General features: G+C 64.9%; 19 protein-coding genes. 11 read left to right on the forward strand and 8 right to left on the reverse strand.

The window, feature by feature from the left end:
- Nucleotides 1–96 precede the first annotated feature (96 nt).
- Nucleotides 97–714, forward strand: coding sequence for a class I SAM-dependent methyltransferase (locus LB516_RS27360; protein ID WP_224720706.1), 618 nt, complete (start codon nucleotides 97–99; stop codon nucleotides 712–714).
- Between the two features lie 25 nt (nucleotides 715–739).
- On the opposite strand, the gene LB516_RS27365 is transcribed toward LB516_RS27360, so the two are convergent.
- Nucleotides 740–2,272, reverse strand: coding sequence for a YifB family Mg chelatase-like AAA ATPase (locus tag LB516_RS27365; protein WP_224599546.1), 1,533 nt, complete (start codon nucleotides 2,270–2,272; stop codon nucleotides 740–742).
- A gap of 354 nt (nucleotides 2,273–2,626) precedes the next feature.
- Complete coding sequence (gshB, locus tag LB516_RS27370; protein WP_140711959.1) at nucleotides 2,627–3,568, reverse strand: glutathione synthase; 942 nt, start codon at nucleotides 3,566–3,568, stop codon at nucleotides 2,627–2,629.
- A 219-nt stretch (nucleotides 3,569–3,787) separates the two neighbouring features.
- Between gshB and LB516_RS27375 the strand changes: the two genes are divergently transcribed.
- The 8 genes from LB516_RS27375 to LB516_RS27410 all read left to right on the forward strand — a co-directional run bounded on the left by LB516_RS27375 (nucleotide 3,788) and on the right by LB516_RS27410 (nucleotide 13,423).
- A complete protein-coding gene (locus tag LB516_RS27375) occupies nucleotides 3,788–5,023 on the forward strand; it encodes a glycosyltransferase family 2 protein (RefSeq protein WP_224720707.1) in 1,236 nt (411 codons plus the stop codon).
- Nucleotides 5,020–7,251: a GtrA family protein gene (locus LB516_RS27380; RefSeq protein WP_224720708.1), complete on the forward strand. Its 2,232-nt coding sequence runs from the start codon at nucleotides 5,020–5,022 to the stop codon at nucleotides 7,249–7,251. The genes LB516_RS27375 and LB516_RS27380 overlap by 4 nt, the downstream gene beginning before the upstream one ends.
- Nucleotides 7,252–7,460: 209 nt before the next feature.
- A complete protein-coding gene (locus LB516_RS27385) occupies nucleotides 7,461–8,810 on the forward strand; it encodes a putative bifunctional diguanylate cyclase/phosphodiesterase (RefSeq protein ID WP_015314675.1) in 1,350 nt (449 codons plus the stop codon).
- Nucleotides 8,811–8,979: 169 nt separating this feature from the next.
- Nucleotides 8,980–9,747 carry an SDR family NAD(P)-dependent oxidoreductase gene (locus LB516_RS27390; protein WP_015314674.1) on the forward strand — a complete coding sequence of 256 codons (768 nt, stop codon included), beginning with the start codon at nucleotides 8,980–8,982 and terminating at the stop codon, nucleotides 9,745–9,747.
- A complete protein-coding gene (locus tag LB516_RS27395; RefSeq protein ID WP_224720709.1) occupies nucleotides 9,744–10,703 on the forward strand; it encodes a 2-dehydro-3-deoxygalactonokinase in 960 nt (319 codons plus the stop codon). Before LB516_RS27390 ends, LB516_RS27395 begins: the two co-directional genes overlap by 4 nt.
- The gene (locus tag LB516_RS27400; RefSeq protein WP_224720710.1) at nucleotides 10,700–11,338 is read left to right on the forward strand and encodes a 2-dehydro-3-deoxy-6-phosphogalactonate aldolase; all 639 of its coding nucleotides are present in this window, start codon (nucleotides 10,700–10,702) and stop codon (nucleotides 11,336–11,338) included. Before LB516_RS27395 ends, LB516_RS27400 begins: the two co-directional genes overlap by 4 nt.
- Nucleotides 11,338–12,219 (forward strand): SMP-30/gluconolactonase/LRE family protein, encoded by an 882-nt coding sequence (locus tag LB516_RS27405; RefSeq protein ID WP_140619798.1) that lies wholly within the window; start codon nucleotides 11,338–11,340, stop codon nucleotides 12,217–12,219. Before LB516_RS27400 ends, LB516_RS27405 begins: the two co-directional genes overlap by 1 nt.
- Nucleotides 12,220–12,358: 139 nt before the next feature.
- Entirely contained in the window at nucleotides 12,359–13,423 is a 1,065-nt protein-coding gene (locus tag LB516_RS27410) for a D-alanine:D-lactate ligase-like protein (RefSeq protein WP_224720711.1), read from the forward strand.
- On the opposite strand, the gene LB516_RS27415 is transcribed toward LB516_RS27410, so the two are convergent.
- From LB516_RS27415 to dnaK, 6 genes are all read right to left on the reverse strand, one after another.
- Complete coding sequence (locus tag LB516_RS27415) at nucleotides 13,420–13,707, reverse strand: DUF1330 domain-containing protein (protein ID WP_224720712.1); 288 nt, start codon at nucleotides 13,705–13,707, stop codon at nucleotides 13,420–13,422. The two genes, LB516_RS27410 and LB516_RS27415, sit on opposite strands and share 4 nt — an antisense overlap.
- Before the next feature lie 16 nt (nucleotides 13,708–13,723).
- Complete coding sequence (gene pyrF / locus LB516_RS27420) at nucleotides 13,724–14,407, reverse strand: orotidine-5'-phosphate decarboxylase (RefSeq protein WP_263486541.1); 684 nt, start codon at nucleotides 14,405–14,407, stop codon at nucleotides 13,724–13,726.
- Nucleotides 14,408–14,433: 26 nt separating this feature from the next.
- Nucleotides 14,434–15,030, reverse strand: coding sequence for an NADPH-dependent FMN reductase (locus LB516_RS27425; RefSeq protein ID WP_224682698.1), 597 nt, complete (start codon nucleotides 15,028–15,030; stop codon nucleotides 14,434–14,436).
- A 190-nt stretch (nucleotides 15,031–15,220) separates the two neighbouring features.
- The gene (gene pmtA, locus LB516_RS27430) at nucleotides 15,221–15,826 is read right to left on the reverse strand and encodes a phospholipid N-methyltransferase PmtA (RefSeq protein ID WP_224524865.1); all 606 of its coding nucleotides are present in this window, start codon (nucleotides 15,824–15,826) and stop codon (nucleotides 15,221–15,223) included.
- A gap of 104 nt (nucleotides 15,827–15,930) precedes the next feature.
- On the reverse strand, nucleotides 15,931–17,058 hold the full coding sequence (gene dnaJ, locus LB516_RS27435; RefSeq protein WP_015314665.1) for a molecular chaperone DnaJ: 1,128 nt from the start codon (nucleotides 17,056–17,058) through the stop codon (nucleotides 15,931–15,933).
- A 222-nt stretch (nucleotides 17,059–17,280) separates the two neighbouring features.
- Nucleotides 17,281–19,197 (reverse strand): molecular chaperone DnaK, encoded by a 1,917-nt coding sequence (gene dnaK, locus LB516_RS27440; protein ID WP_140619792.1) that lies wholly within the window; start codon nucleotides 19,195–19,197, stop codon nucleotides 17,281–17,283.
- Nucleotides 19,198–19,409: 212 nt separating this feature from the next.
- On the opposite strand from dnaK, the gene LB516_RS27445 reads away from it, so the two are divergent.
- Both LB516_RS27445 and LB516_RS27450 read left to right on the forward strand, forming a co-directional pair.
- Nucleotides 19,410–21,653, forward strand: coding sequence for a hypothetical protein (locus tag LB516_RS27445; protein ID WP_224720735.1), 2,244 nt, complete (start codon nucleotides 19,410–19,412; stop codon nucleotides 21,651–21,653).
- Nucleotides 21,654–21,660: 7 nt separating this feature from the next.
- Complete coding sequence (locus LB516_RS27450; RefSeq protein WP_224720713.1) at nucleotides 21,661–25,509, forward strand: DUF11 domain-containing protein; 3,849 nt, start codon at nucleotides 21,661–21,663, stop codon at nucleotides 25,507–25,509.
- Nucleotides 25,510–25,594 lie beyond the last annotated feature (85 nt).

Consider the following 25,594-nt stretch of genomic DNA (forward strand, 5'->3'; position numbering starts at 1 on the left):
GGCAATGTCGTGCCGAAGGCGGCAGGCTCTTATGGCTCGATACGGTTCCTTTGCTTTTTTCGGTTAGTGCTGGCTGGAAGGCTCGGGAGCATTGGCATGGCCACGATGGCGATCGAAAAGAAACTGTTGAATTCCGTCCATGACCGGGCGGTTTTCCAGCGCCGCGTGCGCATCCTGTCCGACCGGCTGGCCGACGAACTGGGCCCGGCCGGCACCGTTCTCGATCTCGGCTGCGGCGACGGCTCCATTGCCAAGGCGATCATGGAAAAAAAGCCGGGACTGACGTTTCGCGGCATCGACGTGCTGATCAGGCCGCAAACCCATATCCCGGTAGAACTGTTCGATGGCAGCACCATTCCCGCCGCGAATGGCTCCTATGACTGGGTGACGATTGTCGATGTGCTGCATCATGCCGACCACCCGGGCCATCTCGTGCGCGAGGCGGCCCGCGTGGCGCGCAAGGGCGTTGTCATCAAGGATCACCTGCGCGAAGGCTTCGCGGCCTACCAGACGCTTCGTTTCATGGATTGGGTGGGCAACAAGGGGCACAATGTGCGCCTGCCTTACAACTATCTCTCCAAGGCCGAGTGGGACGCCATTTTTGCCGCCGCGGGTATCACACCCCGCACCTGGCGTGAGAAGCTGTCGCTCTATCCGTTCCCGGCCAGCGTGTTTTTCGACCGTCGCCTGCATTTCATCGGGACCTTGCGATAGCTAACCGGAGCTGCGCGGAACGCGGCTACGCCGCCTGCGCCATACGCTCCGAACTCATGCGATAGGAAATCGCTTCGGCCAGATGGATGCGGCCGACACATTCGCTGGCGTCGAGGTCGGCGAGCGTGCGCGCCACTTTGAGCACCCGGTGGTAGGCCCGCGCCGAAAAGGCGAGTTTTTCGCTGGCATCCTTGAGCAGCGACAGGCCTGCGGCGTCCGGCATGGCGATCGTCTCGATGACGGCAGGAGAACAATGCGCGTTGGTGGTGGCGCTGTTGACGCCGAGCCGCTCGAAACGCTCGCGCTGGATGGTGCGGGCACGCGCCACGCGCGACGCCACGTCGGCGCTCTTTTCCGCTCGATCCGGCCGGATCAGGTCGCTGGCCGAGACCGCCGGCACTTCGATCCTGAGATCGATGCGGTCGAGCAGCGGACCTGAAATGCGCGCCTGGTAATCGGTGCGGCAACGATCGCCGCGCAGGCAGCGATAACCCGGTTCGCCGGCCATGCCGCAGCGGCACGGGTTCATCGCCGCCACCAGCTGGATGCGGGCCGGATAGGTGACGCGATGGTTGGCCCGTGCGATCATGCAGTCGCCGGTTTCAAGCGGCTGGCGCAGCGCATCGAGCGTCTGCGGCGTGAATTCGGGGAACTCGTCGAGGAACAGCACGCCGTGATGAGCGAGCGACACCTCGCCCGGCCGCGCGCGCAGGCCGCCGCCCACCATCGCCGCCATCGAGGCCGAATGGTGCGGGGCGCGGAACGGCCGCCGGTCGGTCAGCTTGCCTTCGCCGAGTTCGCCAGCCACCGAGGCGATCATCGAGACTTCGAGCAGTTCCTTCGGCGCCAGTGGCGGCAGGATCGACGGCAGGCGCTGCGCCAGCATCGATTTGCCTGAGCCTGGCGGACCGATCATCAGCAGATTGTGTCCGCCGGCGGCCGCCACTTCCAGCGCCCGCTTCGCCGTCTCCTGGCCCTTGATGTCGGCAAGGTCGGGCAGGTCGCGCGCCGCCGCGCGGATGCCGGCCTCCGGGCGCGACAGCACCTGTGTGCCGCGGAAATGATTGGCGATCGCAATCAGGCTGCGGGGCGCGAGAATGTCGAATTCCCGCCCCGCCCAGGCCGCTTCCGGCCCGCAAGCGAAGGGACAGATCAGCCCTTTGCCTTCGGCATTGGCGCCGATCGCCGCCGGCAAGGCACCGGCAACGGCGGTGATCGTACCGTCGAGCGACAGCTCGCCCAGCACGACATAGCCAGCCAGCATGTCGCCCGGAATGGCGCCAAGGGCTGCCATCAAGCCGAGCGCGATCGGCAGATCGTAGTGGCTGCCTTCCTTCGGCAGATCGGCGGGCGCCAGATTGACGGTCACCTTCTTCGACGGCATCGACAGGCCCGACGCATGCAATGCCGCCTGCACCCGCTCGCGGCTTTCCGCCACCGCCTTGTCTGGCAGGCCGACGATATGCATGTTGACCTTGCCGGGCGCGATCATCACCTGCACGTCGACCGGCACCGCCTCGATGCCCTGGAAAGCGACCGTACGAACCCGCGCCACCATTGTCTGCCCCCGATGCCGGCTCGCCCTTGCCCCTTAACGGCCGCGACCGACGTCAACGCAAGACAACCACAGATTTCAGCCCAGGGCAAGAACATTACAGGAACAAGTGAGGTGAGCGCATGGAGCGACTACTGGCTGGTGCATTCCGAAAGCCGCCGCAACACGCCTAAGATCAAGCTGTTCCGAGATTGGGTCCCAGACGGCTGACGTCAGGGAGAGCGCGAACAGCGCCGGCTCTGAGGCGCCACTCTTGATCAAATCGGGAACATTGGCGCAACCGGTAGCCGCACAGGTTGCGCGCCGGTTGTGCCCGGCTGCAAAAGCGGAACATGGTTAACACAAACTGAAAACAAATTATGTCCGCTTCCCCTCCACCACGTCCCAGAACAGGCTGGCGATGTCGGCGCCGCCGAAGCGCTTGACCTCGCGCACGCCGGTCGGCGAGGTGACGTTGATCTCGGTCATGTAGTCGCCGATGACGTCGATGCCGACCAGGATGAAGCCGCGCTCTTTCAGCGACGGCCCGATGCGGGCACAGATTTCGCGCTCGCGTGTCGTCAACTCGGTCTTCTCGGCGCGGCCGCCGACATGCATGTTGGAGCGGGAGTCGTGCTCGGCCGGCACCCGGTTGATGGCGCCGACCGGCTCGCCGTCGATCAGAATGATGCGTTTGTCGCCCTTGCGCACATCCTTCAGGTAACGCTGCACGATATAGGGCTCGCGAAACATCTGGCCGAACATTTCGAGCAGCGAGGCGAGATTGCGGTCGGCTTCAAGCATGTGGAAGATGCCGGCGCCGCCATTGCCGTAGAGCGGCTTGACGATGATGTCGCCGAATTCCTTGCGGAAGGCGGCGACTTCGAGCGGATCCTTGGTGATCAGCGTGTCCGGCATCAGGTCCGGGAACTCGGTGACGAAAATCTTTTCCGGGCTGTTGCGCACCCAGGCCGGGTCGTTGACGACCAGCGTCTTTGGATGGATGCGCTCGAGGATGTGGGTCGTGGTGATGTAGTTCATGTCGAAGGGCGGGTCCTGGCGCAGCAGGACGACGTCCATTTCGGACAAGTCGGTGCGCACCTTTTCGCCCAGCGAATAGTGGCTGCCCTTTTCGTCGCGCACCGTCATCTCCTCGACGCGGGCAAACACCTTGCCGTCGCGCATCGACAGCCGGTCGGGCGTGTAGTGGAACAGCTGGTGACCGCGCCGCTGCGCCTCCAGCGACAGGGCGAACGAGGTGTCGCCGGCGATCGACACGGTGGAGACATGGTCCATCTGGACGGCGATTTTCAACTTCATGGCAGGTCCCCAGCATAGTCGACGCAAGCGATATAAGCGTCGCGGCGCGTTCTGCCAATCGCGACGTTTTGAACATTGGGATCAGCAAGGCGCGTCTGCCGGTTGCAGACAAGACGAGGACTGACATCATCGCTTTCTTAAGCCTTGCCGTGCGACGGTAAGCTTCGAATGCAGCCGGCCGACCTGACGCAGCGCCGGGCACCCGATGGAACGACGATCATGAACGCGCTCACTGCCGTCCGCGCAGCCTCGACCCAGCAGCTCGAACTCACCATCCTGATGCCATGCCTCAACGAGGCCGAGACGCTCGCCGTCTGCATCGGCAAGGCCAAGGCCTTTCTCGACCAATCCGGCATAGCGGGCGAGGTGCTGATCGCAGACAATGGCAGCACCGACGGCTCGCGGGAGATCGCAGCGCAAGGCGGTGCTCGTGTCGTCCCGGTCGCGCAGAAGGGCTATGGCGCGGCGCTTCTGGGCGGCATCGCCGCCGCCAGGGGCCGCTTCATCATCATGGGCGACGCCGATGACAGCTATGATTTCGGTGCACTGGAGGCTTTCGTGACCCGGCTGCGCGGCGGCGCCGACCTGGTCATGGGCAACCGCTTCCAGGGCGGCATAGAGGCTGGCGCCATGCCGCCTCTGCATCGCTATCTCGGCAATCCGGTGCTGAGCTTCGTCGGCCGCCTGTTCTTCCGCATCAAGACCGGCGACTTCCACTGCGGCCTGCGCGGCTTCAACGCCGACAGCATCAGGAAGCTCGATCTGCAGACCACCGGGATGGAATTCGCCAGCGAAATGGTGGTGCGCAGCGCGCTTGCCGGGCTGCGCATCGAGGAAGTGCCGACCACGCTCAAGCCCGACGGCCGCAGCAGGCCGCCGCATCTCAGGACCTGGCGCGACGGCTGGCGGCATCTCAAATTCCTGCTGGTCTACAATCCGCGCTGGATGTTCTTCATTCCAGGGGCGGTGCTTTCCGGCCTCGGCACGCTGTTCGCGGCGCTGCTGGTGTTCGGCCCCTTGCGGGTGGTCGACAATCTTTCGCTCGATCTCAACACCTTCGTCGCCGCCTGTTTCATGATCGTCACCGGCATCCAGCTCATCACCTTCGGTGCCATTTCGCGATACTATGCCGAAATCACCGGCATCCTGCCGCCAAGCCGCGGGTCGGACTGGCTGACCAGGACCATCAGCACCGACCGTCTCGCCGCCAATGCCGGCATCTGCTTTGCCGCCGGCTTCCTGTTCTTCCTCTATGCCGTGGCGCGCTGGGCCCATCTCGGCTTCGGTCCGCTGAACGATTCCGAAATTCCGCGCATCGTCGTGCTGGGCTTGAGCCTGATCGTCATTTCGTTCCAGGTCTTCTTTTCGGCATTCCTGCTCGGTGTCCTGGAGATCCCTGTCAAGCGGCTGAAGGCCGGGCTGTCGCGGGAAGCGACGGCACGCGATCAGCAATGACCGACGTGCTGCCGGCGCTTGTCCAGGCGCGCCCGTTCCGCTTCATGGTGGTGGGCATCGGTGCGGCGGGATCGTTTTTCGCGCTCTCGTGGCTGCTGGTTTCGCTGGGCGTTCCGCCGTTCGCCGGCAGTGCCGTCGCTTATGCGACGGCGTTCGTCGTTGCCTATCGGGCGCAGCGGGGCTGGACGTTCGGTGCGGAACACGATCACAAGGTCGCGTTCCCGCGCTATCTTGCCCTGCAAGCCGGATGCGCCGCTTTTGCCGGCCTCGTCTCGCAGGTGGCGGTGACGCGTTTCGGCCTGTCGCCCGTCGCGATGTCGGCGCTGACGACGGTCGTGACAAGCACCATCAGTTATCTGGTTTCGAGGCTTTGGGTGTTTCCGGCGCGCGGCCACGGCTATCCCGGCAAAATGACCGCTGGACATGCCGCGATGCCTTCCAAGGTCACCGCCCGTCCCTCCTGGCGGGCGGACATGCTGGCGGCGCTGCTCGCGGCCCTGGTGCCGCTCACGGTCTTTGCCGTGACCGGATTTCCGCAACTGGCCAACCCGGCGGGCGACAATGACAGCCTGCTGCAACTGGTCGAGGTCCGCGATCTTCTGGCCGGCCAGGGCTGGTTCGACCTGCACCAGTACAGGATGGGACTGGACGGCGGCTTCGTCATGCATTGGTCGCGGCTGCTCGACGCGCCACTGGCCCTTGGCGTCCTTGCCGTATCGGCCCTGACGGGCAACGTCGCCCTGGCTGAACAGGTCGTGCAGGTGGCCTGGCCTGCCCTGCTGTTCTGGCTGGCGGTCTTCTTCATTATCCGCGCCGCGCGCGCTTTCGCCGGCGGCCACGCTGTCCTGCCCGCCGCCGTCGTCGGTGGCGCCGCGCTCTATTACCTCGGCATTTTCTCCCCAGGTTCGCTGGATCATCACAATGTGCAGCTGATGCTGATCCTGGCGAGCCTTGCCTTGCTGCTCGAGGCTCCCTTGCTGCGGCCGGCCGCCTTGCTTTCGGGCATCTGCGCCACGCTGAGCGTGGCCATCGGCATGGAAAGCGCTCCCTACGCCGGAACCCTTGGCGCCGCTGTCGCGCTGCTGTTCCTTGGCAATGGCGCTCGGGAAAGGCTGACCGCGAGGGACTTTGGCCTCAGCGTCGCCGCTGTTTCGGCTCTCGTCTTCGTCGCCACCGTCCCGGCATCCGCATGGACCCAGGCACAGTGCGACACATTTTCGATTGTGCAGTTCGCCGTCGCCGGACTTGCCGGCGCGGGGCTGGCGATCATCGCTTCATGGAAGGCCACCAGTGCCACCGTCGCCGGCCGCCTGGCCTCGCTCGGCCTGCTTGGGCTAGCCATTGCGGCTGTCGTGGTATTCCTGTTCCCGCAATGCCTGGCCTCGCCGTATGCCAACATCGATCCGCGCCTGAAGGAGATGTGGCTCAGCCATATCGACGAGGCGCAGCCGATTTTCCAGATCGTCACCGATGATCCGGCCAGGGCGGTGGCACGGTTTGCCACGCCGTTGGTGGCCATCATCCTGATGGCGCTCCGCGTCGGCCATGGCTGGCGTCGGCAGGACAGCCTTGTCGGCTCGCTGCTGGTTATGGCGTTCCTGGTCAGCGCCTGGGAAGTTCGCGGCTCGACCTTCTCCATCGCCTTCGCGGTGATCCCGCTTGCGGCATGGATCGCCTGCTGGCGGCAGCGTGCGCAAACCAGTCCGTCCAACAGCGCCGCACTCAGGATGGCCGCAGCCTGGCTGATCTCGGTAAATGCAATCTGGGCAGGCGCTGCCGGGGCGGCGTCGAGTGCTTTCCAAACCGACGCGGCTGCCACCGGTGCCAAGGCCGCAGACACGGCTTGCCTCGGCAAGGCATCGTTCGCGGCGCTCGGCCGGATGCCGGCCACAACCGTGCTTTCGCTCTCGAATCTTGGCTCGCCGATACTGGCCTTTACTGGTCACCGCGTGCTGGCCGGACTCTACCACCGCAACGTCGCCGGAAATCTGGTCGCGCTTGATGCCTTGCTGGGCTCGGATGCCGATGCCAGAACCGTTGTCGAAAGGCATCATGTCGGCCTTGTCGCACTCTGCCGTGGCAACGCGGAAAGCCGCCTGCTCATGGCCAGGGCACCGGACGGTTTCCTGGCCAGGTTGATGAGCGGGGACGTGCCGGACTGGCTGGAGCCGGTGGCGGAGACCAAGGGAAGACCCCTGGAACTGTATCGCGTCAAGCCAAACGGCTGAAAATTCAAGCGCTTGACGGATTTTGTAGCCGGCTTCACGAAGCTATCCGGCTTACGGTTTGGGCACGGCTCACGGCGAAAGCCGGACCCCGTTTTTCGGGATCATGCTCCGGCTACAAAAATCGGTCCGTGGGATACGTTTCCTAAAGGGTTTGCTGCCAGTCTGGAAATAAATTCCGACTACAAAAGCAGGGACGAACAGGGACACCGATGCAAACTCCGTTTGGCACCGGTCAGGCAAACAGGGAAAGCACGGATCTGGCGTTCACCGATCCGTTGACCGGGCTTGGCAATCATCGCCGCTTCTTCGACAAGGTCGACCGCCTGATCAGCGACCGTTCCGACGATCCCGCACCCTTCACCGTCGGCATTCTCGACCTCGATGGTTTCAAGCCGATCAACGACCTGTTCGGCCACAAGGCCGGCGACGACATCCTGATCCAGGTGGCGATGCGGCTGCGCGCCTCGATGGACGGCCATTCGACGGTCTGCCGCATCGGCGCCGACGAATTCGCCTTCCTCTACCCGCTGGTGTTCTCGGAGGAGGCGGCGGCGGAAAAATCCCGCATGCTGATCGAGATCCTGTCGGCGCCCTACGATGTCGGCGAACGCACCGCCAGGCTCTCGGCCTCGGTCGGCTGCTCATTGTTCTATTCCGGCGACGAGACCACCGAGATCCTCATCAACAAGGCCGAAACGGCGCTCTACCATGCCAAGCGTTCCGGCCGCGGCCGCGTCGTCGTCTACACCCGCGAGATGGAGGAGGCCGCCAAGCGCGTCACCCGCATCGAGCAGGCGCTGCGCCGCGCCGTCTCGGCCGGCGAGGTGGAGCCGCATTTCCAGCCGATCGTCGATCTCACCACGCGCCGCACCATCGGCTTCGAGACTCTGGCGCGCTGGACAGACCGCGACCTCGGCGCGGTGCCGCCGACCGTCTTCATCCCCATCGCCGAGGAGCGCGGCATCATCGGCCCGTTGTCGCAGCTCGTGCTGCGCAAGGCCACCGAGGCCGCCAGGAGCTGGCCGAAAGACCTGTTCCTGTCCTTCAACCTGTCGCCCTCGCAGCTCGTCGACCAGAACACCGGCCTGCACATACTGGCGATCCTTGACCGCACCGGCTTCGATCCGCGCCGGCTGGAGATCGAGATCACCGAAACCGGCCTGATGAACGACCCGGCTTCGGCGGCGCAGATCGTCGAGGATCTGCGCCGCGTCGGCATCCGTGTCTCGCTCGACGATTTCGGCACCGGCCAGTCCTCGCTCGGCCGCCTGCGCGAATTCCATTTCGACAAGCTCAAGATCGACCGCGCCTTCGTCTCCTCCATTCTCGACGACCGGCCGTCCGAACACATCATCCGCGCCATCCTCGCCATGTGCGAAGGGCTTGGCATGGACGTGGTCGCCGAAGGCATCGAAGAGGAGGCGCAGGCCGATCGCCTGGTCCAGTTCGGTTGCGCCGGCGGGCAGGGCTATCTGTTCGGCAAGCCGGCCGATGCCGACGCGACATTGGGCTACCTCCGTGATTCCTTCCGTGGCGCCTTGCGCGCCAAGGCGATCTGAGCGGCAGGTTTCGGCCCTGCCCGCGATGCGCCGATGCCGCCTGGCGGGGTCGAGCGCGGGCGCGATCGCCTTTTTGTCAGACATAAGCCCCGAAATCGGTCTTTTCGCCCTTGCCCGCCGGACGTGTCTGGCTAGGATGCGCGCCGGTTGACCCGGGAGACGAAAAATCATGATGCCATCGGCGCGTTTTGCCGACCTCGAAGGCGCTTCGGTGCTGATCACCGGCGGCGGCTCCGGCATCGGCGCGGCATTGACCGAAGGGTTCATGCGCCAGGGCGCCAAGGTCGCCTTCATCGACATCGCCGACAAGCCCAGCATCGCACTCGCCGACCGTATCGAGGAAGAGCTCGGCCGTCGGCCGCTCTATCTCAGGACCGATCTGCGCGATATCGAAGCACTGCGGGCGTCCGCCGCGAAGGCGGCCGAAGCGCATGGCGACGTCACCGTGCTGGTCAACAACGCCGCCTGGGACGAACGCCACGCCGTCGAAGACGTGACGGTGGAGTTCTGGGACAATAACCAGGCGATCAACCTGCGGCCGCATTTCTTCACCGCGCAGGCGGTGGCGCCGGGCATGAAGCGCGCCGGCGGCGGCTCAATCATCAATTTCACCTCGACGTCCTATCTGATCAATCATCCCGACCTGCCGGCCTACACCGCCGCCAAGGCCGGCATCCTCGGCCTCACCAAGGGGTTGGCCGGCAAGCTCGGGCCCGACCGCATCCGCGTCAATGCCATCGCGCCCGGCTGGGTGATCACCGAGCGGCAGAAGCAGCTCTGGGTCACTGAACAGGCGCTTGCCGCCCATGTCGCCAAGCAGTGCATCAGGGACGTCATGCGGCCGGACGACATGGTCGGCACGGTGCTGTTCCTGGCCTCGGATGCCTCGCGCATGCTGACCGCGCAGATGCTGATCGTCGATGGAGGTTTCCTGTGAGCCCGGGGTTTGCCAGCAGCGTGCCGGCAGTCGCGGCGCTCGATTGGGGCACGACCCGGCTTCGGGCCTGGCTGATCGACGGCGGCGGCAAGGTGCTTGCCGAGCGGCGCGGCGACGATGGCCTGATCACCGCGCGCGAAAAGGGCTTCGCCAACGTTCTGGAGGGCCATCTGGCAGCGATGGGCGCGCCGGAGGAATTGCCAGTCATCATCTGCGGCATGGCCGGCTCCCGCCAGGGCTGGCTGGAGGCGCCCTATGTCGGCGTTCCGTCGCCGCTCGGTGCCATTCTCGGCGGCGCCGCTAGGGTGCCCGGGCAGAAGCGCGACATCCGCATCATTCCCGGCCTTGCCCAGCGCCTGGCCGACGCGCCCGATGTCATGCGCGGCGAGGAGACGCAGCTTGCCGGCGCCGGCCTGCCCGCCAGGGGCCGCGAACTGGTCTGCATGCCCGGCACGCATTCGAAATGGGTGCTGGTGGAGGACGGCGCCGTCGCCGGCTTCGGCACCTGGCCGACGGGCGAGCTGTTTTCCGTGCTTGCCGCGCACTCGATCCTGCGCCATTCGCTGGGTGAACATCCAAGCCCGGTTGCTCCAGACAATCCGTTCTTCCGCCGCTGGTGCGAAACAGCGCTAGGCGATGGCGGCGATGTCACCTCTCGGCTGTTTGCCATCCGCGCCGCCGGCCTGCTCCAGGACCTCCAGGCCGATGATGCCGCCGCCTGCCTGTCCGGCCTGCTGATCGGCGGCGAGATCGCGTCTGCCCGGCGCCGGCATGGCGCCGGCGCGACATCGGTCGTGCTGATTGCCTCGGGCGCGCTGGCCGGGCTCTACCAGGCCGCCCTCGGCCTTGCCGGGCTTGGTGTGCGGACAGTCGACGCGGACGAGGCTGTACGCGCCGGTCTCATCGAGGCCGCGCGGGAGAATGGCATGATTGCCAGAAGTGGAGCCGCCATATGACCGAGACCGCACCCTTTCCAAAACTTAAGCGCGGTCTGGTCGCCATCCTGCGCGGCCTCAAGGCAAGCGAGGCGATCGCCATCGGCCAGGCATTGTTCGATGCCGGCATCGAGGCTATCGAGGTGCCGCTCAATTCGCCCCAGCCGTTTTCGTCGATCGCCAGGCTTGTTCAAGTGCTGCCGAAGACAGCTTTGGTCGGCGCCGGCACGGTGCTGACGGCGGCCGACGTCGACAGTCTTCACGCGGCCGGCGGACGACTGCTGGTCAGCCCCAACATCGATGCCGAGGTGATGGGCCGCGCCGCGCATTACGGCATGGTCACCATGCCCGGCGTGTTCACCCCCACCGAGGCCTTCCAGGCGATCCGGCTCGGCGCCTCGGCGCTGAAATTCTTCCCCGCCAGCGTGCTCGGCGCATCGGGCATTTCCGCGATCCGGGCCGTGCTGCCGGCGCAGACTCTGGTCGGCGCGGTCGGTGGCGTTTCGGAAAAGGACTTTGCCGGCTACAAGGCGGTTGGCGTGACGGTCTTCGGGCTCGGCTCCAGCCTGTTCAGGCCAGGCATGAGCGTCGATGATGTGGCGGCGCGCGCCTACGCAGCCGTCGCTGCCTGGGATGCGGTATTCGGAGAAGCATAATGAGTGAACCGATCGTTTCCGTCTTTTCCGATCATGTCTGCCAACTCGGCGAAGGGCCAAGTTACGATCCCGGCACGGATGCGCTATTCTGGTTCGACATCGTCAACAGCCAGCTCCTGGAAAAGCCCTTGGCAGGCGGCGCGCTGAAAATCCACGAGCTTGGCCAGATGGCAAGCGCGATCGCCATCATCGATGACAAGCGACAGCTGATCGCCACCGAAACCGGGCTTTTTGTCCGCGACGTCGCCACCGGCGGAATGACGCTGCACACCGCCATCGAGGCCGACAACCCGGTCACCCGTTCCAACGATTCCCGCGTCCATCCCTGCGGTGCCTTGTGGGTCGGTACCATGGGCAAGGGCGAGGAGAAGGGCGCGGGCTCGATCTACTGGTTTTTCAAAGGCGAACTGCGCCGCCTGTTTTCGGATATCACCGTCTCGAACTCGATCTGCTTTTCATCAGACGGCACGCTTGCTTACTACACCGACACCTCGACCGGATTGCTGATGCGCGTTGCCTGCGATCCGGCGACCGGCCTGCCCGTCGGCGAGCCGAAGATCTTCGTCGATCACCGCTCGGCCAAGGGCTATATCGACGGTTCGGTGCTCGACCGCGACGGCATCCTGTGGAACGCCGTCTGGGGTGGCAGCGTCATCGAGGCCTATGGGCCGGACGGCGAGCTCGTCCGCACGGTCGCCATGCCGGTGACGCAGCCATCCTGCCCGGCCTTCGTCGGCAGGAATGCCGATCGGCTGGCCGTGACCTCGGCCTGGTCGGGCAAGAATGAAAAGCAGCGTCTGCTCGACCTGCAGGGCGGCATGACCTTCCTGCTCGACATTCCTGTCAATGGCCGCCTGGAACCGCGCGTGCTGATCGCCTGACATTGCCGGACGCGGACCCGGGGCTACGGTCGCAATCCTGGCGCTGTCACACAGGCGCCCGGGGCGCGTCGATTTCGCGAAAGCCGATTGTGCGGGCCGTGCGATGGTAGGTCATCGCACCGTCGGGAACCGCCACATCATGCCAACGCACAAGCCGAAACTGGTCCTTGTCCACGAGCCCGAAAAGGCTTGTTTCGACCGCTTGCTCGCCGGTGGTCATGCATCGCGGCGTGCCGCCGAAATCTCGTCCTATCTGGCGCAGTCGACCGATCTCGCTCTCGAATTCGATGCGCTGGCCGCCGCCTGCGAGGCGCGCGGCCTGTCCTTTGCGCCGGTGGTGCTCGACGATGCGGCCAAGGTGCTCGACGGTGAGGATCCGCGAAGCGCGCTGGTCTGGACGCTGACCGACGGCGTCGCCTATTTCCGTGGCGGCGCGGCACCCGCTTTGGCAAGACTGCGCGGTTTCAACACCATCGGCGCCGACGATTCGCTGTTCGCGCTCTGCCAGGACAAGTTCCGCTCCGGCGCCGTGCTTGGCGCGCTCGGCCTTCCGGTGCCGCAGGCCGGTCTCGCGCGGGATGGCAAATGGCTGGTCGAGGCGCCGGCCTCCGCCGCCGGCTGGTTCGTCAAGCCCAACCGGCTCGGCGCCAAGATCGGCATCTGGCCGGATTCGCGCGTAACCGATCTCGCTCACGCGCTGGAGCTTAGCCGGCGTGTTTTCGCCTGTTATCGCGACGATGTCGTGGTCCAGCCCTATGTCTCCGGCCGCAACGTCCGCGCCAGCTTCCTAGGGCTGATGCCGGATACCGGCGTCGAAGCGCTCGGCGTCGCCTTTGTCGAGTCGGGAGGTGATTTCCAGACCATGGAAGACAGTTTGGCGCTCTATGGCGAGACCGGCGAGGCGGCGAAGGCTGCCGGGCAATACGCCGAACCCGAACTCGCTGCGGTCGCGGACAGCCAGCCGGTGGCCGATGCGAGGATCAGGGGGATCGCCGAACGGCTGATCATCGGGCTCGGCCTGCGCGATGTGTTTTCCATAGATCTCAGGGTGGAGGCCGACGACACGGCTCACCTCATCGAGTTCGAGGTCTGTCCTGGCCTGCCTTGCTTCGATTTTCGCGACTATTGCCGCCGGCAATGGGGGCTGAGCCTTGCCGACGCCATGGCCGAGACGGCAGCTAATCGGCTTTCCGCGCGGACCTAAATCCCTTCGACCAGCACGATCTCGCCGTCGGCGACCTTCTGGCGGATGGCCACCGCGCGCTGATATTCCGGCGAGTGGTAGCAGTCATGCGCGATCGCAAGCGATTCGAATTCGATGATCACGTTGCGGGCGCGGCCAGGCCCTTCGGCCAGCTCATGGGCTCCGCCGCGCGCCAGGAATTTCGCGCCAAAACGGTCGAAGGCGAGCTTCGAAGCGGCGATATACGCCTTGTAGCCTTCGGCGTCGCGCACATCGACGCGGGCGATCCAGTATCCCTTCGGCATTGTTCTCTCCCTTGTTCTACGCGGAGCGCATTTCGTCGAGGATCGCCTGCGCTGCCGCGCGGCGGTCGTTTGCCGCGACGATCGGGCGGCCCACCACAAGATGGCTGGCGCCGTTGCGGACCGCTTGCGCCGGCGTCACCACGCGTTTCTGGTCGCCATGGTCGCTCCCCGTCGGTCGGATGCCCGGCGTCACCACTGCCATGTCCGGGCCGACGATGCGGCGCACCGCTTCGGCTTCCGCGGCCGAGCAGACGATGCCGCCCATGCCGGCATGGAGCGCCTGTTCGGACCGCCGCAGCACCAGCGTGTGCGGGTCATATTCATAGCCAACGTCGATCATGTCCTGCTCGTCCATCGAGGTCAGCACGCTGACGGCGAGCAGGCAAAGCTCGCTGCCGCGCGCCGCCTCCACCGCCGCCTGCATCGCCTTGGGATAGGCGTGGATGGTCAGCATGGTCATGCCCATCCTGACGATGTTCTCGACGCCCTTGGCCACCGTGTGGTCGATGTCGAGCAGCTTCATGTCGAGGAAGATTTTCTTCCCACCGCTGGCCAGCTCCCTGGCAAAGTCGAGGCCGCCGGCAAAAGCCAGCTGATAGCCGATCTTGTAGAAGGAGACGATGCCGTCGAGCTCGCGCACCGCCTGCTCGGCCTCCTCCACGGTCGGCACGTCGAGGCCGACGATCAATCGCTCCTGCATGGAATGAGGCTGCAGGGTTGCGGCGGTCACGCCTCGACCCTGGTCGACAGCATGCGCGAGGTTTCGATCAGCGTGCGGCATAGGTGCTCCATCGATTTGTGCAGTCTTTCGTCACGGAAATGGCCATCCCCGTCGAAGGCGTCGCCACCCTCCGGCACCGAGCATTCCGGTGTCACCACTTCCATCTGGCAGCGCACCAGCACGGCACGCAAATGGTTGATGCAGCGGATGCCGGCGAAGTGCCCGTTGGAGGACGAGCAGAGGCCGGCGACCTTGCCGGCAAGCGGCCTGACCGACCGGCCGCCATCCCGTCGCACCCGGCTCACCCAGTCGATCGTGTTCTTGAGCAGCGGCGGGATCGAACCGTTATATTCAGGCGTCGCGATCAGCAGCCCGTCATGGGCTGATATCAGCCGCGCCAGCCTTTGGGCGTTTTCCGGAACGCCGTTTTCCTTCTCCAGGTCCTCGTCGAGGATCGGCAAGGGGTAATCGGCAAGCGAAATACGGGTCACCTCGGCACCTTGCACCGCAAGTTCCTTCTGCGCCACGTCGGCGGTCCTGCCGCTATAGGCGCCGCCGCGCACCGAGCCGGCGAAGACGAGGATTTTCGGGATCACTGCCATTGGCCACCCTTGTTCTGGGACAGGTACAGCCAAGGTTCGATCAAATCAACGGCTGGATGGGGGGAAAGGCAGTAGGGCAGTAGGGCAGTAGGGCAGTAGGGCAGTAGGGCAGTAGGGCAGTAGGAATGGTTCCCTAGCCAATCTTTTCCCCCTACTCCCTTACTGCCCTACTCCCCTGCTGCCTTCTCTTCTAATGCGCTTCGCGCCGGTAGATCCAAAGCTGCGTCGGGGGGATGTTGCGGAAGATGAAGTCGAAATGCTTCACCGTGTAGTCGCCGCGGCCGGCCGGGATCGGCGACATCGGACCATAGGTCAGCTGCACGATCGGCCGTCCGACCGGAATGCGGTCGAGCAGGCTCTCGATATAGGCGATGCGCTGGGCGACCGGGAAATTGAGCAGCGGCACGCCGGAAACGACGCTGTCGAAGATCATCCCGCTCCTCTCGCCAAGCGTGGCGTTGAGGTTGAAGGCATCGCCCTCGATGACGTTGACGCCGGGGTAGAGCTGGCGCAGGTGGCGCACGAAATCGGTGGAATATTCGACCGCGTAGAGGTTTTCGGGCCGCACGCCCTGGGCGAGGATGGCGCGGGTGATGACACCGGTGCCGGGGCCGACCTCGAGCACCGGCAGGCCGGACTTGGGATTGACGATCGAGGCCATCTTGCGCGCGGTGATCGAGCTGGTCGGAACGATCGAGCCGACCGTCTTCGGCTTGTCGATCCAGCCCTTGAAGAATTTGAGTTCATCGTCGAACTTCTCGGCAAACGCCTTCCGCAGTCCGTGACCACGTGCCATGCAAGCTCTCCTCAGCGGGCCCCTTGAAACTACTTAACATCTGGATGACGCAAGGCAAGGCGCGGCCTTGCCTATGGCGTGGATAAGATAGTTTTCGTCGCGTCTCAACGCTCGCCGAAAGACTCGAAAAAGTCCTTCATGCGGGCGAAAAAGCCGCTCGATTGGGGCGAATTGTCCTGCGAGGAAAGCTGTTCGAACTCTTCCAGCAATTCGCGCTGGCGACGCGACAGGTTCTGCGGCGTCTCGACCGCGGTCTGGATGTAGAGGTCGCCGACATTGGGCTGGCGCAGCACCGGCATGCCCTTGCCCTTGAGCCTGAACTGGCGTCCGTTCTGCGTACCTTCGGTCACCTTCACCTTGGTCTGCGTGCCGTCGAGCGTCGTCACCTCGAAGGAGCCGCCAAGTGCGGCGGTGGTCATCGAGATCGGCACCTTGCAATAAAGATCGGCGCCGTCGCGCTGGAAGAATTCGTGCGGCTTGACCGCCAGAAAGATATAGAGGTCGCCCGATGGCCCGCCGCGCAGCCCGGCCTCACCCTCATTGGCCAAGCGGATGCGGGTACCGTCCTCGATGCCGGCCGGGATGTTGACCGACAGCGAACGCTCCTCGGTGACACGGCCCTGGCCGGCGCATTTCGGGCAGGGATCCTTGATTGTCTGGCCACGGCCCTGGCATTGCGGGCAGGTCCGCTCGATCGAGAAAAACCCTTGCGTGGCGCGCACCTTGCCGTGGCCGTTGCACATCGAGCAGGTGACCGGCTGGGTGCCCGGCTTGGCGCCGCTGCCGGAGCATTCGGTGCAGGAGATCGAAGCCGGCACGCGGATTTGCGCGGTCTTTCCCGCGAAGGCTTCCTCCAGCGAGATTTCCATGTTGTAGCGCAGGTCGGCGCCGCGCTCGCGGCCACCGGAAGAGCGGCGCTGGCGGCCGCCCATCATGTCGCCGAAAATGTCCTCGAAGATGTCGGCGAAGCCGCCGGCGCCAAAGCCCTGCGCGCCATTCATCCCACCCTGCTCGAAGGCGGCATGGCCGAAACGGTCATAGGCCGCGCGCTTCTGCGGGTCCTTCAGCGTCTCGTAGGCTTCGTTGATTTCCTTGAACTTGTGCTCGCAGGAATGATCGCCGGGGTTGCGGTCGGGATGGAATTGCATGGCCAGCTTGCGAAAAGCGCTCTTGAGCTCCTTCTCGTCGGCGCCCTTCTGCACGCCCAGCGTTTCGTAGAAATCAGCTTTCATTTTTTCCCGCAGTCCGGATGCTCAACGTCGTGATGCAATGTTGCGTCGTTTGCCGGCACGTTGTTTCGATTTAGGAGCGGTGCTGCCCGTATGCTAGGGCCGGCGCGAACTTGTCCGTGGTTTTCAGTGATTTTTTCGGCAGTGCTCGCACTTTTTCAGCGAGGGTTGCAAAAAAGCCCGGCCTTGCGCCGGGCTTTTCGCATTGTCTTGCCGTCAAGCCGCTCAGGCCGACTTCTTCTTGTCGTCATCTTCGTCGATTTCTTCGAAATCGGCGTCGACCACGTCGGAGTCCTTGGCGGCATCCGCCTTGGCGTCGGCTTCCGCCGCTTCCTTCTGCGAGGCCTCGTACATGGCCTGGCCAAGCTTCATGGAAGCTTCGGCAAGCACCTGGCTCTTGGCCTCGATGTCGGCCGGATCGTCGCCCTCGGCAGCGGCCTTCAGCGCCGCGATCGCGTCCGAAATCGCCGTGCGCTCGGTCTCCGAGACCTTGTCGCCATATTCCTTCAGCGACTTCTCCGACGAATGCACCAGCGCTTCGGCCTGATTGCGGGCCTCGACGACGGCGCGACGCTTCTTGTCGGTATCGGCATTGGCCTCGGCATCCTTGACCATCTTCTCGATGTCGGCGTCGGAAAGTCCACCCGACGCCTGGATGCGGATTTGGTGCTCCTTGCCGGTGCCTTTGTCCTTGGCCGAGACGTTGACGATGCCGTTGGCGTCGATGTCGAACGTGACCTCGATCTGCGGCACGCCGCGCGGCGCCGGCGGAATGCCGACCAGGTCGAACTGGCCAAGCGCCTTGTTGTCGGCGGCCATTTCACGCTCGCCCTGGAAGACGCGGATGGTCACGGCGGACTGGCTGTCTTCGGCCGTCGAGAACACCTGGCTCTTCTTGGTCGGGATCGTCGTGTTGCGCTCGATCAGCCGGGTGAACACGCCGCCCAGCGTCTCGATGCCGAGCGACAGCGGCGTCACGTCGAGCAACAGCACGTCCTTGACGTCGCCCTGCAGCACGCCGGCCTGGATGGCGGCACCGAGTGCGACGACCTCATCCGGGTTGACGCCCTTGTGCGGCTCCTTGCCGAAGAACTGCTTCACGATCTCCTGGATCTTGGGCATGCGGGTCATGCCGCCGACCAGGACCACTTCGTCGATCTCGCCAGCCTTCAAGCCGGCATCCTTGAGCGCCGCCTTGCACGGCTCGATGGTGCGCTGGACGAGGTCTTCGACCAGGCTTTCGAACTTGGCGCGCGTCAGCTTCAGCGTCAGGTGCTTCGGTCCGGTCGCGTCGGCGGTGATGAAGGGCAGGTTGATTTCGGTCTGCGTCGTCGACGACAGCTCGATCTTGGCCTTTTCAGCCGCCTCCTTGAGGCGCTGCAGGGCGAGCTTGTCGTTCTTCAGGTCGATGCCCTGTTCCTTCTTGAACTCGGCCGCCAGATACTCGACCAGGCGCATGTCGAAATCCTCGCCGCCGAGGAACGTGTCGCCATTGGTCGACTTCACCTCGAACACGCCGTCGCCGATTTCGAGCACCGAAATGTCGAACGTGCCGCCGCCAAGGTCATAGACGGCAATGGTCTTGCCTTCCTTCTTGTCGAGGCCATAGGCGAGCGCTGCCGCTGTCGGCTCGTTGATGATGCGCAGCACTTCCAGGCCGGCGATCTTGCCGGCGTCCTTGGTGGCCTGGCGCTGGGCGTCGTTGAAATAGGCCGGAACGGTGATGACCGCCTTCTCGACCTTCTCGCCGAGATAGGCCTCCGCCGTTTCCTTCATCTTCTGCAGGATCATGGCCGAGATCTGCGAGGGCGACTGCTTCTTGCCGCCGGCCTCGACCCAGGCATCGCCATTGTCGCCCTTGACGATCTTGTAGGGGACAAGCTTCTTGTCCTTCTCCGTCACCGGATCGTCATAGCGGCGGCCGATCAGGCGCTTGACCGCGAAGATGGTGTTTTCAGGATTGGTGACCGCCTGGCGCTTGGCCGGCTGGCCAACGAGACGTTCGCCGTCGCCCGAGATGGCGACGATGGAAGGCGTCGTGCGCGCGCCTTCCGCATTCTCGATTACCTTCGGCTCCTTGCCATCCATGATGGCGATGCACGAATTGGTGGTGCCGAGATCGATACCGATTACTTTTGCCATTTTTCTAGTCTCTCCGCTAAGCAGGCTCTCAGGACCCGGTAAGGCGTTCCGACGAAAGCCCCTGTTCACAAGAAATACCGTCCACCCACCGGTTCTCCGGCGCCGCACGGCTTGGCGCGTATATAAGAACAGGCGGCATCGCGCGCAAGCATTCTGCGCAACGCTTCCATGAACCTTTCCGCGCCGGCCCGCGACTGATGTCCAGGCGCCGCATGGTGCGGCCCCGGAAAGGAAGCCCCCCCATGACCAGCAACCCAGAGACTCCATGGTCTCCGGGACCAACAGGAGCTCGGCGCGACCACCGCCTTCGGGACGGGGTCGATGCGCTGGGCTTCCCGCTGATTCCGTTGACCCTGCGCGGGAGCAGGCGTATCGTCACTATGAGGAAAGCAGACAATTCGATCAGGGAAGAACGAGCCGGACCACCGCGCCTTGCCCTGATTTGCGCGGCAAGTCCGGACGTCTCTCCCCTGGACTACGGGGGTAGTGTCATGTCTCGCATCCGCGGCGCGTTCGTGCCTTTTCTTGAGTTCGACAACCGCTTGCGCGGTGCCTTGCAGGCCGGCGGCCTGCTGGCTCTGGCGCTTGCCGCCAGCCTGTGGCTGGGCGCCACCGCCCAAGCGCAGGAAGCCCAGATCATCTATCCAGGCTCGATGGCGGTCACCGGCTTTCCCGGCACCATCATCCCCAATGTCGACGAGGGGTTGCCGCCCGGCGTCGATCCGGTCGACGAAACCTTCATCGACACCTCGCGCGCCACCTTGCGCGTCTTCGACGTTTCACACCTGGGTGGTCCGGCTTCGGGCCAGCTCGTCTTCACGCCGCCGCCTTTCGAGGTGACAGCAGGCCAGATCGGCGAGGTGTTCGGCCTCACCTATGATGACGGCGTGCGCGACGGTGTGCCCTCTGGCGTTCCCAACCTCTATGCCGCCGCCACCTCGCTGCATGGCATTGAGATCGTCACGCCGGACGCAGACAAGGACGGCAGGCCGGAGCGGCAGCGCCGCGGCACGGCGGGCGCCACCTTCATGGAGGGCCAGTTCGGCACCGAAAACGGCGGCGGACCGGGCACCATCTGGAAGATCGACGGCATCACCGGCCAGGTCGCCAAATTCGCCGACATCGACACCAACAGCGGACCTGGCATCGGCAATATCACCTTCGATCCCGCCCACCGCCAGTTCTTTGCCTCCGATCTCGACACCGGCCTGATCCATCGCATCCACGCCGACGGCAGACTGGTCGACACGTTCGACCATGGCGGCGCCGGCCGGCCGGCGCATGGGCTGGCCCCGGTCGCCGACGATGGCGCGGTGATGGACGTAGAGGGCGCGGCCTTCGATACCGAGGACCCCGACAGCTGGGGCTACACCCAGGACGAGCGCCGCGTCTGGGCCGTCTCCTATCATGGTGGCCGGCTCTATTATTCGGTTGGCGAAAAGTCGGAAATCTGGTCGGTGGGCATTGCCCGCGACGGCACCTTCGCCGGCGATCCCCGCTGGGAACTGACTGTGAAGGCCGACAAGGACTACGCCGTCACCGACATCGCCTTCGACAACAGCGGCTTCATGTATCTCGCCCAGCGCGGCCCGATCGAAAACCGCTATGATTACAGCCGCTTCGCCGATTCCGGCAAAGGCGAGGTCATCCGCTACTTCAGGGAAAATCCCGACGATCCCTCGACGGAATCGGTCTGGGTGGAAGCGCCGCAGGAATATGCGGTCGGCTTCCCGCAAGGCAACAGGCAGTCGGCCGGCGGCGTCGACCTGCAATATGGCTACGATGCCGACGGCAATCTCGACACCTCGGTCTGCACCCAGACCTTGGTCAACACAGGCGACAAACTGCGCGACAACCCCGAGTTCGCCGAAAAGCTCGCCGCGGGCGGGCCGCTTGCCGTGCACGGCGTGCAGATCACGCCCAAGGAGCTGGTCAAGCCGGCCAACGTGCCGCCCTTCGGCTCCTGGTTCGTCGATTTCGACGGCTATTTCGAGGATCCCGAAGTGGAAGGCCATGTCGGCGACGTCGCCGTCTGGCATCCCTGCGAGGGCCGGGCCGGCTATTATGAGGACATACCGAGCGGCTATGAGCCCCCCTTCTACCCGCCGGATTTCCTACCGCCGGGCAATCTGCCTCCGTGTCTCGATGTCGAGGACGTGCAGTATTACTGCACGCCGCGCGGTCTCGAGGCCGATCTCTATCTCCATGACCATGCCGGCTTCGGCGGCGATTCGATCAAGGCCCAATCCAGGACGCCAGGCGTCGCTGTGACCTCACCTATGTCGCATGCACCGGGCAAGCCTTACACGATCGACATCACCGGCCACTATCCGGGCGACAGAGTGGATGTTGGACTTTGCTTCTACAGGAAGTCCGACAAGGACAAGGGTGGCTACTACCCTTGCTGCAAGATGACCTTGCCGCTCCGGACCCCAGCCGTCAGCTGCGAACGTTGAGGCAAAGATGAACAGTCTTGCCCCATCCCCGCTCGCGGCCAAATCCCCAAAAGCCGTCATGGAGACGATCATGAAACCCCTGTCACTCGCCAGGCGCGGCGCGCGCTGGCTGATGGCGGCCGGGATCGCGGTCGCCCTTGCGCCCGCACTGCCGGCATCCGCCGCCCAGGCCGTCCAGGCTGTCACCAGCCAGGATGTGCAGCCGCTGCAGCTCGACAATCCGCGCATCATCAACCCGGAACCCGGACGTGTCGTGCCGTTCTTCACCAAGACCGGTGGCCAGCGCAGTTGCGACTATGTCTTCTATACCTTGACCTTCGGACTGCGCGGCAATTCGCAAGGCTTTGCCAATCCTGCCCTCGAGGCGGCGCTGAAGAAAGCCAAGCTCGACTTCAAGGACCAGCTTCCGCACGGTCTTTCGATCGTCAATGTGACAGTCTCCGGCGACGGCACCGATGCATCGGGTGGGGCCTTGCCGGGCGCTGTCGTAAGCAATTCGGCCGGCCCCAACGACACGGCAACGGTTTCCGATTTCCGGATTTCCGCCAGCGATCTCGATGGCTCGGGCGCACTGAACGAACGCGTCATCACCTTCCGCATCACCGCCAAGATCGACCACGCCGCGTTTCCAGCGCCGGTCAACGTCGACAACCAGGGCATGATCAAGGTCACCGGCGGCACCGGCACGGGCACCATCATCCCGTCGCAGGATCCGGGCAAGCCGGACGACGGCAACATCGCGACCGGGGAAAAGACCTCGATCCGGATCGACCTCACCAAATGCGACAAGCAACCTCCACCTCCAACCGACCATGAGTGTTTCAAGGTCGAACGCGGCACGGTCGACTGCGTGCCCGGCGGTGGCGCCTTCATCTACCACATGCCTGTCGGCCCCGAGATGGGCGGCAAATGGGTGCAGGTGTCGACGACCTCGCCAGGCATCAGCATCATCCCCGACACCCAGAAGGTGCCGGCGGGCGGCGGCGTGCTCAACTGGAAGATCGTCGGCGCGTCACCCGGCGACGTCATCCACCTCATCGTCACCGGTATCGAGACCTATGCCGGACCGAAGGAGGGCTGGGGCCTGTGCTGCACGCAAACCATCGACATCGTCATCCCGCGTGACCAGAGGTGCCCACCCAGGGATAAGGAACCGGACCTCAAGGTCGAAAAGCATGCCGACGTCACACGCTGCACGATGGGCGGCGGCTGCGACTTCACCATCCGGGTCACCAATGTCGGCACAGCGCCTTACAACGGTAAGATCGTGCTCGACGAGGTGACGCTGCCGGCCGGCTCGACGCTGAGTTCAGGGCCCAATCCGCCCTGGGTCTGCGCGCCGGGAACCACCCCGATGACGTGCACCTACCCGGTGACCACGCTCGCTCCGGGAGCCTTTGTCGACCTCAAGCTCGGCTTCAAGCCGGCCGGAGGCTGGCAAGGCAGCGTGCTGCGCAACTGCGCCACCTACAATTACGGCGCCAGCGGCAAGCCGCTGTTCGGCAGCCAGGCCAATGACCGGGGCTGCGCGTCGATCCCGATCTGCCGGCGCGGCGACCGCAATCCGGATTGCCAGCCGCCGGTCGAGAAGAAGGTCGACCTGATCCTCAAGAAGCGTGCCCGCACCGAAGTCTGCACCGCCGACGGCGTCTGCACCTTCATCATCGACATCATCAACAACGGCATATCGACCTACAATGGGCCGCTGACGGTGATCGACAACTACCCCGGCGGCGCGCCGGCGTCCTCCACCTTCGGCCCGAGCCCGCCCTGGACATGCGGCCCCAACGGCCCCGGCCAGTTTCGCTGCGACAATGCCGGCATCTCGCTGCCCGCGGGCGCCTCGACACCGATCTTCGTCAAGGCGGTCATGCCGGCCGGCTACCGGTCCGACACGGTCGAGAACTGCGCCGAGGTGAAGGCCATCCCCGGGGAGGTCGATCTCACCAACAACAAGGCCTGCGCCAAGGAACGCATCCGCCATCCCAACAGCGGCCAGCCGGCCTTGCGCATCACCAAGGTGTGCAACGGCTCGCTGGCCGGCGCGGCGCTGGTTTCCTGCCGCATCACCGTCGCCAATGTCGGCACGGCTGCCCCCACCGGTCCGGTGCGGGTCAACGATGCCGCCACGCTGGTGTCGGGCGGAGCGCCTGTCCAGATCCAGACCGTAACCCCCGACGGCGCGGAATGGGCATGCGGACCGGTTCCGGCCAATGCGTTGTCGTGCCAGATACCAGGCGCCGTCATGACGCCCGGAACCTCCAGGCACTTCGACGTGACGGTTTCGGCCAATGGCGAATTCGAGAACTGCGCGCGCGGCTCCTATGGGCCGGCGCAGGGCGACGACGTCGTCTATCCGATCGGCCAGGCCTGCGCCAAGGGCGGCGGCTCCTCGACCATCCGTGTCGAGAAGACCGGCGACCGCGAATGCAGGCTGGGCCAGCCCTGCTCGTTCGACATTACCATCACCAATGACGGAACGAGCCCCTTCTCGGGCCCGGTCCGCATCGGCGACGCGATCGGCGTCGATGGGCTTGGCCGGCTGGAAGGCGTCGCGATCACTTCGATCGAGCCGCCCTTCGGCTGTTCGCCGGAACCGACGACCTTGCCGGCCTCCTGCATCGCCAACCTGACGCTCGGCGCCGGCGAAAGCCGCTCGCACCGTGTGACCGTGGTCATCCCCGACGATGGGCGTCTTGCCAACCTGCAGGGCAACGTCAACGGCCGGAACTGCGTTGGCGTGCTCTCTCCCGACACACGGGTGCAGGGCGGCGGCGACGTGCTGTCCAACGACGCGACCAACGTGCAGGGCGATCGCGGCAGGGCCTATGCGTGCCATCCCTTCATCATCACGCATGAGGTAAAGAACCAGTGCTCGCCGGGCTTCGTCATGAACGATGCCGGCCGCTGCGTCTGCCCGGAAGGCACCACCTTCCGCAACGGGCAATGCACCAACCTTCTGCCGCTGCCACCGCCGCCGCGCTGCGTGCTGCTCGAAGGCCAGATCCGTACCGGGGACGGACGTTGCGTTTGCCCGCGCGGCACGGAGCTGGAGAACGGAAAATGCGTCGGGACCGACAAGCCCGAGCAGTGCACCATCCGTGGTCAGGTCCACAATGCGGACGGGGACTGTGTCTGCCCGCAAGGCACCGAGGTGCGAGACCGGGCCTGCCGCCAGATCCGGCCAAAGCCGCAGCAGTGCCGCATTCCTGGCCAGGTCCGCAATGCCGATGGCGATTGCGTCTGCCCGCAAGGCACCGAGATGCGCAATGGCGCCTGCCGTCCGGTCCGGCCGAAGCCCGAGCAGTGCACCATCCGTGGCCAGGTCCACAATGCGGACGGGGACTGCGTCTGCCCGCAAGGCACAGAGGTGCGAGACCGGGCCTGCCGGCCGATCAGGCCGAAGCCTGACCAGTGCACCATCCGTGGCCAGGTCCATGACTCCGACGGCAATTGCGTTTGCCCGAGGGGTACCGAGGTGCAAGGCAATGCCTGTCGGCGCAAGCAGCCGCAGTTGGAGCAGTGCGACATACGCGGCCAGGTCCACAACAAGCGCGGCGAATGCGTCTGCCCGCGTGGGACCGAGGTGATCGACGGCGCATGCCGCAAGCCCAGGCAAGAGAGCGAATGCGCGCCGGGCTCGCAGATGGTCAACGGCCAGTGCCAGCCGATCTTCACGCGGCACTGTCCGGAGGGCATGGTCGGGCGGTATCCGAACTGCCGGCCGATGCGCGGGCAGCCATCGTTGGAAATTGATCCGGGGCAGTTGTTGCAATTGCTGCCGCGGCGCAGGCAGCCGATCGGCCAGCAGCAGGACCCGGTGCCAAACAGGGTGTTGAAACTCCAGCAGCAGTAAGCACCTGGGCGACGCCAAGCGAAACCCGCTGGAGCAATCCGGCGGGTTTTTCTTCGTGATCCAGGCAGGCGGAGGTTGGCGGCGA

The sequence above is a fragment of the Mesorhizobium sp. CO1-1-7 genome, assembly GCF_020164885.1.
GTDB classification, from domain to species: Bacteria; Pseudomonadota; Alphaproteobacteria; order Rhizobiales; family Rhizobiaceae; genus Mesorhizobium; species Mesorhizobium australicum.